Consider the following 15,602-nt stretch of genomic DNA (forward strand, 5'->3'; position numbering starts at 1 on the left):
GGCCGACCTCTCAGGGCTCGAGAGCGAGGCCGTCCCGCCACGGTGCCAGGCGCTCCTCGAGGAACGGGGCGAGCGTGCGCGCGTAGTCCCACGTCAGGTGGTTGTCGTCGAGGAAGACGTGCACGTTGCCCACGACGGGTGAGCAGACCCCGCCGGGGCACGTCTCGGCAGACAGGTCCACGAGCACGGACGTGTCGGTGAGGTCCAGGTCCGACGCGGGGTCGCTCTGCGCGCTCACCGTCGCGAGCGCGCGTCGGCACTCCCCGGCGTCGGGCCCGTGAGCCTCCGCGCACGCGAACATGTCGAACGAGAACCGCGGGTTGTCCCGCACGCCGATCAGGTCGATGCCCGACGCGGCGAGCGCGTCGATCGCCTCCTGCTGTCCGGTCACCAACCCTTCTCCGGGACCGTCGGGCTCGGCCGCCGTCACGACGGTGAGCACGGCGTCGGGCCGCAGACCGACGACGAAGCGCAACGCCTCCTCGTTCCACGCCGCGCAGGGGTGCTCCCCGAGGCCGAGGGAGCACCCGCCCTTCAGCAACGAGACGAGGTGCCACCCCTCGCGCTCGGCGATCGGCAGCAGCGCCCCCATGAACTGCTCGCTGTGCGAGTCGCCCAGGACGACGACCGTGGGCGCCGGGGCCGACGTCGGCGTCAGCTCGTGGCACCGCTCGGCGACCTCCGCCGTCGCTCCGGCCACCAGCTCGTCGGCGCAGGGCTCGGGGAGCACCACCCACTGCTCGTCGAGCGCGGTGGCGAGGGGCCGGGCCGGAGCGCGGGGATCTCCCTCCGCCCGGTACCCGGCCAGCAGGACGGCGGCGCCCGGGTTGTCCACCGGCGTGTCCGCCGTGAGCTCCGCCGCCCGCTCTCGCTCCACGCCCTGCCACCCTGCGAGCGGGACGGCCACGAGCACGAGCGCGACGGCGACCACGACGGTCCTCCGCACGGTGCTCCGACCCGCCCCGGTCGCCTCGCGGAGCGGGCGCTCCACCGCGGCGGTGAGGACCCGGGCCAGCACGAGCGACACCACGACGACCACCGTCCCGGCGACGAACGACGGCTGCCGCCCTTCGTCGAGCAGCCGCCACGTCACGAGGAGCGGCCAGTGGACCAGGTACAGCGCGTAGGCGTCGCCGCCGAGCCGGACGAGGGCGGGGTGCGAGAGCAGCCGGGCGGCGCCGACGCCGGGCCCGGCAGAACCGGCGAGGATGACGGCGGCAGCGCCCACCGTGGGCCAGAGCGCGAGGTAGCCGGGGAAGCCGCCGCGGACGTCGAGGACCAGCCCGCACGCGGCGATCGCCGCCAGGCCGACCCAGCCCAGGATGCCGGCCGCCCGGTGCGGGAGCCGCACGCGGGGCAGGACGACGGCGACGACCGACCCCAGCGCGAACTCCCACAGCCTCGCCCGGGTGTCGAAGTACGCCACGTCCTGCTCCGTCGACGTCTCGACCACCGAGAACGCGAGCGACGCCACGAGCACGGCGCCGAAGACGACGAGCAGCACCGTCTCCGCGCGCAGGCCGAGGCGCCGGACCGCCGTCGCGCACCCGGCCAGGAGGAGGGGCCACAGGACGAACACCTGACCCTGGACCGACAGGGACCAGTAGTGCTGCAGCGGGCTCAGGGTCGCGGCGTCCCGGGCGTAGTAGTCGACGGCCTCGCGGGCGAGCTGCCAGTTCTGGACGGAGAAGAGCGACGCCCAGCTCTGGGACCAGATGCCGGGCCACCGAGACGCGGGGTACACCGCGTGCGCCGTGACGAGGACCGCGAGGAGCACCACGGCCGACGTCGGGACGAGACGCGCGAACGTCCGCGCCCAGTAGGCCCCCAGCGCGAGAGGCCGACCTCGCGTCATGGTGCGCAGGAACGAACCCGTGAGGAAGAAGGCGGAGAGCATCAGGAAGACGTCCACACCGCCGGAGACGCGGTCGGCCCAGACGTGGTAGACGACGACCAGGAGGACGGCCACCGCGCGCAGACCGTCGAGGTCCGTCCGGCGCCCGTCTCCCTGCCGGGGCCGCACGTGGCGCGCAGGCGTCCGTCCGGTGGTCGCCCGGCGCACCAGTTCGTCGTCCCGCGACTCGACAAGCACCACCGTGGCGTCCGGCTCCTGTGGATGGGGAAGAGGCGGTCCGGGACCGGACCTGCCGACGGGTCGTGACGCTACGAGCCACGACGATCCGCGCGGTGACCTCCGGATGAAATCGCGGCGACGCCTGGTCGACGCGACGGGGACGGTGTCCTCGCCGACGGCCTGGCGCGGTGGTACGCGCCACACGAGGTCGCCGAGCGGCACGCCGAGCCCTCACCTAGGCTCGGGGCGACAAGTGCAAGACGACGGGGGCCCCGCCTCCGAGCTGGGGGTGCGTGTGGTGCACGGAACGGTGCTGCGACGAGGTCGTCGGGCGGTGGTGCTGCTCGCGATCCTGGCGTCGGCCACGGCGTGCGCGCAGCCGGGTACGACGGCGGACGACCCGACGGAGAGCACCGCGACGCTCGCGTCCGCTGCGCCCGTGGTCGTCTACGCGGGGCTCGACGACACCGGCCAGGCGGTCCGCGTCGACGCGTACGTCGCCGAGATCGTCGAGGGCGACGGGACGTGCGTCGTCGAGATGACCAACGGGGACGAGCGTGTCGAGGCGGAGTCGGTCGCCGTGCCTGACGCGACCACCACCTGGTGCGAAGAGGCCACCTTCGCGGTGGCGGATCTCTCGCCCGGCAGCTGGCAGGTGGTCGTGGGCTACAGCTCGCCGACCTCCGAGGGACGGTCGGAGAGCGTCGAGGTGCAGGTCCCGTGACCCGTCGCACGGTGACGGCGACGCTGGCCGCCGTCCTGACGCTCGTCCTCGCCTGGATGCCCGCGGAGGGGACGGCGCAGCCTCGCACGGCGGAGGTCCCGACGGCGCCCGTCGCCACCACGGCGGTGCCCGCCGCGGTGTCGGGATCGGAGTTCCGACCCGGGAACATCGTCTCCGACGCCGTCTTCTACCACTCGGGCTCGATGTCCGTCGCGGCGATCCAGACCTTCCTGAACCAGCGCGGGGCGTCCTGCGTGGCAGGCGAGGCGCCCTGCCTGAAGAACTTCCGTGAGACCACGCGGAACTGGCCCGTGGAGCCCAACGTGTGCCGGGGCTACACCGGCAGGGCGAACGAGAGCGCGGCGCAGATCATCGCCGGCGTCTCCGCCGCGTGCGGGATCAACCCGCGGGTGCTCCTCGTGCTGCTCGAGAAGGAACAGAGCCTCGTCACCCGCACCCGGCCGACGAAGCGGGCCTACCAGACGGCGACGGGCTTCGGCTGTCCCGACACCGCACCGTGCAACGCGGAGTACTACGGCTTCTTCAACCAGGTCTACCGCGCCGCCCGTCAGTACCAGGTGTACCGCGCCAACCCCACCCGGTACGGGTATCAGGCCGGACGGGTCAACTACGTGCGGTACAACCCGAACCAGGCGTGCGGCGGGTCGAACGTCTACATCGAGAACCAGGCCACCGCCGGCCTGTACATCTACACGCCCTACCAGCCCAACGCTGCCGCCCTGGCCCGGCTGTACGGCACGGGCGACTCGTGCTCCGCCTACGGCAACCGCAACTTCTGGCGGCTCTTCACCGACTGGTTCGGGTCGACGTCCTACAGCGTCTTCGGCGCGATCGCGACGGCGTGGTCGAGCAACGGCGGGAGGGACGGCTACTTCGGCGCTCCGACGAGCAACGAGCAGTGCCGCGCCGACGGCGCGTGCGCCCAGCGCTTCGAACGCGGCACCATCACCTACCGCCCGGGGACGGGTATCACGCTCGTGATCGGCGGGCTGCACTCGTCCTGGCAGAAGGAAGGCGGGCAGACCGGTTACTTCGGCTTCCCCCTGGGCCCCGAGCAGTGCCGCACCGATGGCGCGTGCGCCCAGCGCTTCGAACGCGGCACCCTCACCTACCGCCCCGGCGCCCCCACGGTCTACGTCATCGGCGGCCTCCACTCCGCCTGGCAGAAGGAAGGCGGGCAGACCGGCTACTTCGGCTTCCCCCTCGGCCCCGAGCAGTGCCGCACCGACGGCGCGTGCGCCCAGCGCTTCGAACGCGGCACCCTCACCTACCGCCCCGGCGCCCCCACGGTCTACGTCATCGGCGGCCTCCACTCCGCCTGGCAGAAGGAAGGCGGGCAGACCGGCTACTTCGGCTTCCCCCTCGGCCCCGAGCAGTGCCGCACCGACGGCGCGTGCGCCCAGCGCTTCGAACGCGGCACCCTCACCTACCGCCCCGGCGCCCCCACGGTCTACGTCATCGGCGGCCTCCACTCCGCCTGGCAGAAGGAAGGCGGGCAGACCGGCTACTTCGGCTTCCCCCTCGGCCCCGAGCAGTGCCGCACCGACGGCGCGTGCGCCCAGCGCTTCGAACGCGGCACCCTCACCTACCGCCCCGGCGCCCCCACGGTCTACGTCATCGGCGGCCTCCACTCCGCCTGGCAGAAGGAAGGCGGGCAGACCGGCTACTTCGGCTTCCCCCTCGGCCCCGAGCAGTGCCGCACCGACGGCGCGTGCGCCCAGCGCTTCGAACGCGGCACCCTCACCTACCGCCCCGGCACCCCCACGATCTACGTCATCGGTGCGCTGCACACGGCGTGGCAGAAGGAGGGTGCGGAGTCCGGCGCCTTCGGGTTCCCGACGGGGGCGGAGCGCCGGTCCGGCTCCCACACCCTCCAGGACTTCGAGCGCGGAGTGCTGGTGTTCACGCCGCAGGCGACCGTGCTGCGGCTCAGGACCGAGATCGCGCAGGCCTGGCGGACCAACCAGGCCCGCCTCGGGTTCCCTCTCGCGGACGAGGTGCGCGTCGGGACGGACCGCAGCCAGCGCTTCGAGCGAGGGTCCGTGGTGGTCCGCGCGAACGGATCGGTCGTGATCAGCGCCCCGTGAGGCGCGACCGTGCCGGTGGCTCAGGCGCCGAAGCCGGTGCGCCGCTCGCCGGCACGCGACGCGCGCAGCCGTGCGCCCTTGGCCCGCGCCTGGTCCCCCAGGTCCGTCTGGAAGGCGACCATGCGCTCACGCAGCCGCGCGGCGTCGTCGTCGGTGCCCGCGGCGAGGATGCGCGCGGCGAGCAGGCCCGCGTTGCGCGCGCCGCCGACGGACACCGTCGCGACGGGGACGCCCGCGGGCATCTGCACGATCGACAGGAGCGAGTCCATGCCGTCGAGGTGGCGCAGCGGCACGGGGACGCCGATGACGGGCAGGGGCGTGACGGCGGCGAGCATGCCCGGCAGGTGGGCCGCTCCCCCGGCGCCCGCGACGATCACGCGCAGGCCGCGCTCCGCGGCGGTGCGGCCGTAGTCGATCATCTCGACGGGCATGCGGTGGGCGGAGACGACGTCGACCTCGACGGGCACGTCGAACTCGGCCAGCGCGTCGGCGGCGGCCTCCATGACGGGCCAGTCGGAGTCCGACCCCATGACGATGCCGACGACAGGGTTCTGGCTCATGCGCGCTCCTCGTTCGGGTCGGTCGCGGGGTGCTCGCCCCGCAGGGTCGCGGCGGCGGCCAGGGCCCGACGCCGGACGTCGTCCAGGTCGTCGCCGCTCACGTTGACGTGGCCGAGCTTGCGCCCGGGGCGGACGCCCTTGCCGTAGAGGTTGACCCGGGCGTCGGGGAACGCGGCGAGGACGTCGGGCAGCGCGTCGGTGAGCTCGTCGAGGGTCGAGCCGAGGACGTTCGCCATCACGGTCCAGCGCGCGGTCGCCGCGGTGTCGCCGAGCGGGAGGTCGAGCACGGCGCGCAGGTGCTGCTCGAACTGGCTCGTCACCGCGCCGTCGATCGTCCAGTGGCCGGAGTTGTGGGGGCGCATCGCGAGCTCGTTCACCAGCACGCGCGGGCCCTCCTCCCCCGCGACCTCGAACATCTCGACCGCGAGCACCCCCGTGACGCCGAGCCCCTCGGCGATCCGCACGGCGGCGTCGCGTGCGCGCTCCGCCTCGGCGTCGGTGAGGCCGGGCGCGGGCGCGATCACCTCGGCGCACACGCCGTCGCGCTGGATCGACTCCACGACGGGCCAGGTGCGCACCTCGCCCCGCCCGTCCGCGCCGCCGCTCGGGCGCCGGGCGACGAGCACGGCGAGCTCGCGCGTGAACGGGACCTTCTCCTCGACGAGGAGCTCGGGGCCGTCCGTCGCGGCGGCCTCGATCCACTCCGCCACCTGCGCGGGGCCACCCTCCGCGGCCGAGACCACGCGGACGCCCTTGCCGTCGTACCCGCCGCGCGCCGTCTTCACGACGGCCTCGCCCCCGACCTCGGCGAGGAAGTCGGTGAGCGCGGCCCGGGCGGCGGCCGGGTCCGTGGGGAGCGCGGCCCAGCGCGGGCACGGCACGCCGAGCTCGGTGAGCCGGCGGCGCATGACGATCTTGTCCTGGGCGTGAACGAGCGCGTCCGGGCCCGGGCGCACGGGCGTGCCGTGCTCGAGCAGGTCGGTGAGCAGCGCGTTCGGGACGTGCTCGTGCTCGAACGTCAGGACGTCCGCCGGGGCGGCGCCCGCGGGGGCGATGAGGGAGCGGACCGCGGCCTCGTCGGACGCGACGCCGACGGGCGCGTCCACGACGACCTGGGCCGCGGACGAGTCCGCGGCCTCCACGAGCACGCGCAGGTGCACGCCGAGCTCTCCGGCCGCGGGGGCCATCATGCGTGCGAGCTGTCCTCCGCCGACCACGGCGATCACTGGGGCTGCCACGTGCACCCACCCTAGTGCCTGGCCGCGGGGCGGCCCTCCCCCGACCGCCCGTCGGACGGACGGCGGACGGCACCCGGGCGGGGCCCAGGACCGGCCGGTAGCCTCGAGGGGTGGTGAACGACCTGGACCGGCGAGCGGAGACGTCCGCGACGTCCGGGTCGCGCCGCGAGCGCGTGCTGGCGCGGGTCCGCGAGCTCGCGAAGTTCGGGTCGGTCGGCGCGCTCGCGTACGTCGTCGACCTGGGCCTGTTCAACCTGCTCAGCTTCGGCCCGGGCGAGCTGCTCGGGCACAAGCCGCTCACCGCGAAGATCGTCTCCGTCGCCGTCGCGACGCTCGTGGCGTGGGTCGGCAACCGGTACTGGACGTTCTCGGACCGGCGCACGCAGTCGCGCGGGCGCGAGCTCGCGGCGTTCGTCGTCGTCAACGTGGGCGGCATGCTCATCGCGGTGGGGTGCCTCGCGATCTCGACGTACGCGCTCGGGCTGACGTCGCCGCTCGCCAAGAACGTCTCGGCGAACGTCGTGGGGCTCGCCCTGGGCACGGCGTTCCGCTACGTCGCGTACCGCCACCTCGTGTTCACGGGAGACCGCCCCGACGTGGAGCCCCCCACGGGAGCCACGGACGGCGCGACCCGCCCCACCACGGACGTGCGGGCCGACTGAGCCGCGCGCGTCCCGGACGTGTCAGCCGCGACGGCGCCTGCGCCGGCCGCCAGCCGCGACCGCCGTCCCGGTCGGCAGCACGACGCGCGGGTCGAGGCGTCGCGGCACCCCCGCGAGGAAGAGCGCGAAGACCGCGGGCCGACGCTGCGCGAGCTCCAGGCGACCGCCGTCGGACGCCGCGAGGTCCCGGGCGAGCGCGAGGCCGAGACCGGTCCCCGCGCCCGAGGTGACCTCGCGCTCGAAGATGCGCGGCGCGAGGTCGTCGGGGACGCCCGCGCCCTCGTCGGACACCTCGGTGACGATGGCGCCGCTCGTGCCGGACGGGCGCGCACGGACCGTCGTCGTGCCGCCGCCGTGCTTGAGGGAGTTCTCGATGAGCGTGGCCAGGACCTGCGCGAGCGCGCCGGGCGTCGCGAGCACCTGGTACTCGGGGGGCACGTCGACGACGAGCCGGCGCCCCGCCTTCGCGAACGTCGGCACCCACTCCTCCTCCTGCTGGTGCACGACGTCGAGCAGGCTCACCGCCTCCGTCGTCCCGCCCTGCGCGCGCCGGGACGACGCGAGGAGGTCGTCGACGACCCCGACCAGCCGCTCGACCTGCTCGAGGGAGATCCGCGCCTCCTCCTGGACGGCCGGGTCGTCGGACGCGAGGGAGATCTCCTCGAGCCGCATGCTCAGGGCCGTGAGGGGCGTGCGGAGCTGGTGCGACGCGTCGGCCGCGAACTGGCGCTCCGCGGCGAGCCGGCCCGCGAGCCGGTCGGAGCTGCGCGCGAGCTCGGCCGCGACGAGGTCGATCTCCTCGACGCCCGAGGGTTCGAGCCGTGGGCGCACCTGCCCCGAGCCGAGCTGCTCCGCCGACGCCGCGAGGTACACGAGCGGCGCGGCGATGCGGTTCGCCTGCCACACGGCCATCCCGATGCCCGCGGCGAACGCGACGATCGCCGCGGCCACGACGAGCAGCACGACCTGCGCGGCCCGGAGGTAGGCGTCCCAGTAGGAGACGGTGAGGGTCACGAGCGCGCCGGAGTCGGAGTGCAGGGGCTGCTCGATCTCGCGGCCCGTGACCTCGTCGCCCGCCGTGAGCACCGTGCCGTCGGGCAGCGCGACGTAGACGTGCGCCGGAGGGTCGCTCGCGCGGGGCTGGACCGCGTCCTCGATGACGTGGTCCGGGATCTCGTCACCCGTCGCGAGGCGCGCGTCGATGGACCGGGAGAGGCGCTCGACGCGCGAGGAGAGGTCGTCGACCTCGCCCTGGAGCACGAACCGGGCGCCGTAGAAGGCGAGGGGGAACCCGAGGAGGATCACGGCGACGGCCACGGCCGCCACCGTCGCCTGCAGCATCCGACGCCGCACGCTGCTCCTCGCTCCCCGTGTCCCTCGTCCCGTCAGGGGACGGTCAGCTCTCGCCGGTCTCGAAGCGGAAGCCGAGGCCCCGGACGGTCGAGATGTAGCGCGGCGCGTTGGCGTCGTCACCGAGCTTGCGGCGCAGCCACGACACGTGCATGTCGAGCGTCTTCGTCGAGCCGACGGGCTCCGAGCCCCACACGTCGCGCATCAGGGCGTCGCGGACGACGACCGAGCCCGCGCTCGCGACGAGCACGCGCAGCAGCTCGAACTCCTTGGTGGTCAGGTGGAGCTCGCGCTCGCCCTGGAACGCCCGGTGCGCGGAGACGTCGATGCGGACGTCCTGCGCCGCGAGCTCCTCCTCGTCGACCTGCTCGCCGTGCGAGCGCCGCAGGAGCGCCCGGACCCGGGCGAGGAGCTCCGCGAGGCGGAACGGCTTGGTGACGTAGTCGTCGGCGCCCGCGTCGAGCCCTACGACGAGGTCGACCTCGTCGGCGCGCGCGGTGAGCACGAGCACGGGCGTGGTCAGGCCCTTGTGACGGATCTCGCGTGCGACGTCGAGGCCGTCCATGTCCGGAAGGCCCAGATCGAGCACCACGATGTCCGCACCGCTGGCCGAGTCGATCGCCCCTTGACCAGTTCCTTGGACGACGACGTTGTAACCCTCACGTGTCAGTGCGCGCGCCAAAGGTTCGGCAATCGCCGGGTCGTCCTCCGCTAGCAGTACGTGGGTCATTCGCTCATGCTAGGGCATCAGTACGACTTCGGTCCCATCGTGCCCGGTGAACTCTGCGACCCTGGTCGGACGCCGCGCGACCGCCCCCTGCCTAGGCTGGACGCATGGGTTGGTACGAGCGCCTCGGGCAGTGGTCCGACGAGCACCGCTTCGGTGTGGACCTCACCGTCACGCTCGTCCTCGCGGTGGTGTTCGTGCCCGCGTCGGCGGCGTTCTCCGCGTCGGGTGCGAGCGGCGTCGGCACGAGCGGCGGCTGGGCCGCGTTCTGGGCCGTGCTGCTCCTCGCGCCGCTCCCCTGGCGACGCTCGCACCCGCTCGCGTCGGCGGTCACGGTGTACTCGGTCGCGCTCGTGCACCTGCTCGCGGGCTACCTCCTCATCTTCCCCGCCGACTTCGCCGTGCTCGTCGCGCTCTACTCGGTCACGGTCTACGGGCCGCGCTGGGCGCACCGCACCGCGATCGTCGCCTCGCTCGTCGGCGCGGTGGTCCTGGGCGTCGCGCTCGGGCTGCTGTCGGGCCGGCTCGCCGACCTCGCGCTCATGGTCTTCCTGACGTCCGCGTTCGGCGGGATGACGTTCCTCGCCGTCTGGGCGTTCGGCCTCGTGCGGCGGTCCCGGCGCGAGACGATCGCCGCGCTCGTCGACCGCGCCGAGCGGCTCGAGGTCGAGCGCGACCAGCAGGCCCAGATCGCGACCGCCGCCGAGCGGGCGCGCATCGCCCGCGAGATGCACGACATCGTCGCCCACTCGCTGTCCGTCATCATCGCCCAGGCCGACGGCGGCCGGTACGCCGCCGCCAACGACCCCGACGCCGCGGCCCGCGCGCTCGCGACCGTCTCGGAGACGGGACGCACCGCCCTGGCCGACATGCGCCGTCTGCTCGGCGTGCTGCGGTCCGAGCCGCCGCGCCCGCCCGCGCCGGGGGCCGCCGTCGGGCCCGCGGGCACCCTGGCGCTGCCCGCGGGGCGCGGCGGCGTCCCCGGCCCGGGCTCGCCGTCCGGACCCGGTGCGGCCACGCAGCAGCTCCCGGGGAACCCGCCGCCGGCCGCGCTCGAGCGCGCGCCGCAGCCCGACGCCGCCGACCTCGAGAGCCTCGTCGCCCAGGTGCGCGACAGCGGGATGCGCGTGTCGTTCGTGCGCGTGGGCGAGGCACGCACCCTGCCGCCCGGGGCCGGGCTCACGGTCTACCGCGTCTGCCAGGAGGCGCTCACCAACGTCCTCAAGCACGCGGGCCCGGACCCGGAGGTCACGGTCGTCGTGCGCTGGGGCGCCACGACCCTCGACCTCGAGGTCGAGGACGACGGCCGGGGCGCCTCCAGCGCGGCGGAGGCCCGGCAGGACGCCCGCTCCGGCGGCTACGGCGTGCTCGGGATGCGCGAGCGGGCCGCGCTCTTCGGCGGGTCCGTCCAGGTGGGGCCGCGCGCGGGCGGCGGGTTCCGCGTGCACCTGCGCCTGCCCGTGCCGCCGGTCGCCGGTCGCGCGCCCGCGCCGCCCGGCCCCGCGCCGTCGGGACCCGCGCCGTCGGGACCTGTGCCGCCGGGCCCCGCGCCGTCTGGCCACGTGCCGTCGGGGCCCGCGCTGCCGGGCAGGTCGGGACCGTCGGGCAGGATGGGACCGGGCAGGACGGCCACCGGACCGGCGCCGGGCCTGTTCGCCCCGCCCCCGCCGCCCCCCTGACCCGCGCGCGAGCCCTCCGACCGGACCGACCGACAGGACACCATGACCGACGCCCTCCCCGTGCCCGGCGACGCGTACGCCACCGAGCCGCACGCCCCCGTGCGCATCGCGCTCGTCGACGACCAGCAGCTCGTGCGCGCGGGCTTCCGCATGGTGATCGACTCCCAGCCCGACCTCACGGTCGCCGTCGAGGCGGGCGACGGGCTCCAGGCGCTGCGCCTGCTCGCGGACCACCCGGTCGACGTCGTGCTCATGGACGTGCGCATGCCGCACCTCGACGGGCTCCAGACGACGGCCCGCCTCACCGCGGCGGCGGCCGACGGCGCGCACGCCCCCAAGGTCATCGTCCTCACGACGTTCGACCTCGACGAGTACGTGCTCGAGGCCATCCGCTCGGGCGCGAGCGGCTTCCTGCTCAAGGACGCGCCGCCCGAGGAGATGCTGGCCGCGATCCGCACGGTGCACCGTGGCGACGCGGTCATCGCGCCGTCGTCCACACGGCGCCTGCTCGAGCACCTCGTGACGGCGCTGCCCGCCGAGCAGGTCCAGGACTCGCCCGCGCACGCGGCCGTCGAGGGCCTCACCGAGCGCGAGCGCGAGGTGCTCGTGCTCATGGCGCGCGGCCGCTCCAACACCGAGATCGCGAGCGACCTGTTCGTCGCCGAGGCGACGGTCAAGACGCACGTCGGGCGCATCCTCGCCAAGCTCGGCGCGCGCGACCGCGTGCAGGCCGTCGTGACGGCCTACGAGACGGGGCTCGTGCGCCCCGGCGCCTGACCCGCTCCGCCCGCGCCCCACCGGTCCCCGACCGGTGGGGCGTCGTCGTGTCCACCCTGGGCGGGGCACTCCTACGACCAGAGGATGACCCGGCCCGCGGCCATGACCCGACCGTCGCCGGACGCGGCGGGCCGGGCCCTCTCCGTAGCGTCGTCCACGATCCCGACGCACGCCCGTGACCACCGGTCCGCGTGCGGCACGACGAACCAGGAGACGACGTGGACACGACCGTGTACCGACCCACCGACCCGGCCCCCGCCGGCCCGCCCGCGGTGCGGGCCCGCACGTTGCGCAAGACCTACGGCACGGGCGAGGCGGCGGTGCACGCGCTCGACGGCGTCGACGTGGACTTCGAGCGCGGGCACTTCACGGCCATCATGGGGCCGTCGGGCTCGGGCAAGTCGACGCTCATGCACCTGCTCGCGGGCCTCGACACCGCGACGAGCGGGCACGCCTTCATCGGGGACACCGAAGTCACGGGGCTCAACGACAACGCGCTCACGCAGCTGCGCCGCGACCGCGTGGGCTTCGTGTTCCAGTCGTTCAACCTCCTGCCGATGTTTACGGCGGAGCAGAACATCACGCTCCCCGTCGAGCTCGCGGGCGGCAAGGTCGACCGTGCGTGGTTCGAGACGCTCGTGCGCACGCTCGGCCTCGAGGCGCGCCTGAGCCACCGTCCGAGCGAGCTGTCCGGCGGGCAGCAGCAGCGCGTCGCCATCGCCCGCGCCCTCATCGCCGGCCCGGAGGTCGTGTTCGCCGACGAGCCGACGGGCAACCTCGACTCGCGCTCGGGCGCGGAGGTGCTGAGCTTCCTGCGCCGCTCGGTGCGCGAGCTCGGCCGCACGATCATCATGGTCACGCACGACCCGACGGCCGCGGCCTACGCGGACCGCGTCGTGCTCATCGCCGACGGGCGCATCGCGGGCGACATCACGGACCCGACGCCCGAGTCGGTGCTCGCGGGGCTCGACGCGCTCCGCACGCTCGACGCCGGCACCGACGGTCCCGCCCCGACGGCGTCGCAGGCGGTGCGCGCCTGATGTTCCGGCTCACCCTGGCGCAGATGCGCCGCAGCATCGGCCGCCTCGTCGCGGCCGGCGTCGCGATCGTCATCGGGACGGCCTTCGTCACGGCGACGCTCATCGCGGGCAACGTCATCACCCAGACCACGAACGACTCGATCGCCGCGCAGTACGCGGACGCCGACCTCGTCGTGTCCGCCCCGGACGACCTCACGGCGCCCGACGTCGAGGCCCTGCGCTCCGTGCCCGGCGTCGAGGCCGTCGACGCCACGGCGTTCACCTACCTCGACCTCTCGCACGGCGCGAAGCGCGTGTTCCAGCTCGGCGTCCCGGCGCCGTCCGACCCGCGCTTCGAGGCGCTCGAGGTGGTCGAGGGCTCGATGCCCACCGCGTCGGGCCAGGTCTCGCTGCCCACCGCCGTGGCCGAGCGCCTCGGCGTCGGGATCGGCGACACCGTCACGAGCTCGCGCAACGTGTGGGACGAGACCGCGCCCGACGGCGGCGACTACACGGAGGTCCGCGACGAGCTGACCGTCGTCGGGACGACCGACGACCCGTACGGCGCGTACGCCCAGATGGGCGGCGCCGTCGTCGTCCCGGCCGAGGACGTCGCCGCCTGGGAGGCCGCACAGGCCACGCCCGACGACCCGGCCCGCACCTACTCGTCGGCGATGGTGGCCCTCGCGCCCGGCACGGACCTCGAGACGGCGCGCGCCGAGCTCGTCGCCGCCTCGCCGGACGGGGCGAAGGCCGTCACGCCGGACGAGCACGCGCAGGAGCAGGCGCGCAAGATGACCGGCGACCAGGACGTCTTCACGTACGTCATCCTCTCGTTCGCCGCCGTCGCGCTGCTCGTCGCCGCGCTCGTCATCGCGAACACGTTCCAGGTCCTCGTCGCGCAGCGCACGCGCACCCTCGCGCTCCTGCGGGCGGTCGGCGCGAACAAGTCGCAGCTCGCCCGGTCCGTCCTCACCGAGGCGACGATCCTCGGCGTCGTGTCGTCGCTCGCCGGCATCGTCCTGGGCGCCCTGCTCACGCAGATCGCGCTCCTCGTGGCGCGCGGCGCCGACCTGGGCGTCCCGGTCCCCGCGACCATCACGGTCACGCCCGTGGTGGTGCTCGTGCCGCTCGTGGTCGGCACGCTCGTGACGGTCGTCGCGTCGCTCGCCCCCGCTCGCGCCGCGACCCGCGTCGCCCCGCTTGAGGCGCTGCGCCCGGCCGACGCGCCGAGCATCCTGCGCGGCGGCGGCCGCGTGCGGCTCGTCATCGCGTCCCTGCTCACGCTGGGCGGCGTCGCCGTCCTCGCGGGCGGGATCTGGCTCGGGCTCACCGACAAGCCCGAGATCGGGCTCCTCGCCGGGGTCGCCGGCGGCGCGCTGTCGTTCGTGGGCGTCCTCGTCGGAGCGGTCTACTGGCTGCCCGCCGTCGTGTCGTTCGTCGGCCGCCTGCTCGCGGGCACCGGGTCGACGGCGCGCCTCGCCACCGCGAACACGCTGCGCAACCCGCGCCGCACCACCGCGACGAGCACCGCGCTGCTCATCGGCGTCACGCTCGTCGCGATGATGTCGACCGGCGCCGCGAGCGCCCGCACCTCGCTCGACGCCGCGCTCGACGACCAGTACCCCGTCGACGTCATGCTCGCGACGGACGCGTACGGGTCGACCGGTGAGCCGGTGCCGTCGGACGTCGTGCGCGCCGTGTCCGGCACCGAGGGCGTGTCCCGCGTCGTCGAGCTGTACGCCGCGACGGTGACCATGCCGGACGGCACCGAGACGTCGTTCCACGGGGTCGACCCCGACGCCGCGCGCTCCGTGGTGCGGACGCCGGACGACCTCGCGGCCTTCGGTCCGGGGACGTTCCTCCTCTCGGAGGGCGAGGCGGAGAACTACGGTCTCGCGGACGGCGAGACCGCCGAGCTCACGGGCCCGACGGGCGAGACGCTCGACGTGGTCGTCCGCACCGGGGGGATCGGCTCCGGCGGGCTGCTCACCGTCGACGACGCGCGCGCCGTCGACCCGACGAGCCTCATGTCCCGGCTGTGGGTCGGCCTCGACGACACCGGCACCGCCGCGCAGGTGGTGCCCGCGATCCAGGACGCCGTCGTGGAGTCGGACACGCCCGTGGAGGTCGCCGGGATCGCCGTCGAGCGCGCGGCGATGCAGAGCGTCATCGACACGATCCTCGGGGTCATCGTCGGGCTGCTCGCGGTCGCGGTCGTCATCGCGCTCATCGGCGTGGCGAACACGCTCTCGCTCTCGGTCATCGAGCGGCGGCGCGAGTCGGCGACGCTCCGGGCGATCGGCCTCAGCCGCTCCCAGCTGCGCTGGATGCTCGCGATCGAGGGCATGCTCATCGCGGGCGTCGGGGCGGTCCTCGGGATCGTCCTGGGCGTCCTCTACGGGTGGGCCGGAGCGGCCACGGCGCTGAGCGTCATGGGTGACGTGTCGCTCGCCGTACCGTGGCGCGACATCGCGCTCGTGCTCGTGGTCGCGCTCGTCGCGGGGCTCGTCGCCTCCGTCGTCCCCGGCCGCACCGCGGCCCGGACGTCGCCCGTCGCGGCGCTCGCCGTGGACTGAGCGACACGCCCCACCGGCCGTCGGCCGACGCGCGCCCCTGTGGACGGACCCCCGTCCACAGGGGCGCGGTCGTGCGCGGCCCGCGCGGACCGCCGTCGGGCACGA

12 protein-coding genes are annotated in these 15,602 nt (G+C 74.8%); 7 read left to right on the forward strand and 5 right to left on the reverse strand.

Annotated features, from left to right (window positions below; translation table 11 throughout):
- Positions 1 to 10 precede the first annotated feature (10 nt).
- The gene (locus HKK73_RS14005; RefSeq protein WP_371810557.1) at positions 11 to 2,296 is read right to left on the reverse strand and encodes an acyltransferase family protein; all 2,286 of its coding nucleotides are present in this window, start codon (positions 2,294 to 2,296) and stop codon (positions 11 to 13) included.
- A 112-nt stretch (positions 2,297 to 2,408) separates the two neighbouring features.
- Between HKK73_RS14005 and HKK73_RS14010 the strand changes: the two genes are divergently transcribed.
- Both HKK73_RS14010 and HKK73_RS14015 read left to right on the forward strand, forming a co-directional pair.
- On the forward strand, positions 2,409 to 2,798 hold the full coding sequence (locus HKK73_RS14010; protein WP_144680926.1) for a hypothetical protein: 390 nt from the start codon (positions 2,409 to 2,411) through the stop codon (positions 2,796 to 2,798).
- Positions 2,795 to 4,906, forward strand: coding sequence for an LGFP repeat-containing protein (locus HKK73_RS14015; protein WP_171468235.1), 2,112 nt, complete (start codon positions 2,795 to 2,797; stop codon positions 4,904 to 4,906). Before HKK73_RS14010 ends, HKK73_RS14015 begins: the two co-directional genes overlap by 4 nt.
- Positions 4,907 to 4,926: 20 nt before the next feature.
- On the opposite strand, the gene purE is transcribed toward HKK73_RS14015, so the two are convergent.
- Positions 4,927 to 5,466 carry a 5-(carboxyamino)imidazole ribonucleotide mutase gene (gene purE, locus HKK73_RS14020; protein WP_171468236.1) on the reverse strand — a complete coding sequence of 180 codons (540 nt, stop codon included), beginning with the start codon at positions 5,464 to 5,466 and terminating at the stop codon, positions 4,927 to 4,929.
- Complete coding sequence (locus tag HKK73_RS14025; protein ID WP_171468237.1) at positions 5,463 to 6,704, reverse strand: 5-(carboxyamino)imidazole ribonucleotide synthase; 1,242 nt, start codon at positions 6,702 to 6,704, stop codon at positions 5,463 to 5,465. Before HKK73_RS14025 ends, purE begins: the two co-directional genes overlap by 4 nt.
- 110 nt (positions 6,705 to 6,814) lie before the next feature.
- Here HKK73_RS14025 and HKK73_RS14030 point away from each other — a divergent pair, with 110 nt between their 5' ends.
- Positions 6,815 to 7,366, forward strand: a complete 552-nt coding sequence (locus HKK73_RS14030) for a GtrA family protein (RefSeq protein WP_253705651.1) — start codon at positions 6,815 to 6,817, stop codon at positions 7,364 to 7,366.
- 21 nt (positions 7,367 to 7,387) lie between these two features.
- Here the strand turns inward: HKK73_RS14030 and HKK73_RS14035 are convergent, their stop codons facing one another.
- Positions 7,388 to 8,719 carry an ATP-binding protein gene (locus HKK73_RS14035; RefSeq protein ID WP_085387506.1) on the reverse strand — a complete coding sequence of 444 codons (1,332 nt, stop codon included), beginning with the start codon at positions 8,717 to 8,719 and terminating at the stop codon, positions 7,388 to 7,390.
- Positions 8,720 to 8,762: 43 nt separating this feature from the next.
- Positions 8,763 to 9,446 (reverse strand): response regulator transcription factor, encoded by a 684-nt coding sequence (locus HKK73_RS14040; protein WP_031316534.1) that lies wholly within the window; start codon positions 9,444 to 9,446, stop codon positions 8,763 to 8,765.
- Positions 9,447 to 9,550: 104 nt separating this feature from the next.
- On the opposite strand from HKK73_RS14040, the gene HKK73_RS14045 reads away from it, so the two are divergent.
- From HKK73_RS14045 to HKK73_RS14060, 4 genes are all read left to right on the forward strand, one after another.
- Positions 9,551 to 11,122: a sensor histidine kinase gene (locus HKK73_RS14045; protein ID WP_171468238.1), complete on the forward strand. Its 1,572-nt coding sequence runs from the start codon at positions 9,551 to 9,553 to the stop codon at positions 11,120 to 11,122.
- A 42-nt stretch (positions 11,123 to 11,164) separates the two neighbouring features.
- Positions 11,165 to 11,899, forward strand: a complete 735-nt coding sequence (locus tag HKK73_RS14050) for a response regulator transcription factor (protein WP_051876517.1) — start codon at positions 11,165 to 11,167, stop codon at positions 11,897 to 11,899.
- Between the two features lie 218 nt (positions 11,900 to 12,117).
- Entirely contained in the window at positions 12,118 to 12,939 is an 822-nt protein-coding gene (locus HKK73_RS14055; protein WP_021482458.1) for an ABC transporter ATP-binding protein, read from the forward strand.
- Entirely contained in the window at positions 12,939 to 15,497 is a 2,559-nt protein-coding gene (locus HKK73_RS14060) for an ABC transporter permease (protein ID WP_171468239.1), read from the forward strand. Before HKK73_RS14055 ends, HKK73_RS14060 begins: the two co-directional genes overlap by 1 nt.
- Positions 15,498 to 15,602: the final 105 nt, after the last annotated feature.

Origin of the sequence: Cellulosimicrobium sp. 72-3 (assembly GCF_013127315.1) — a bacterium.
Taxonomy (GTDB): domain Bacteria; phylum Actinomycetota; class Actinomycetes; order Actinomycetales; family Cellulomonadaceae; genus Cellulosimicrobium; species Cellulosimicrobium funkei.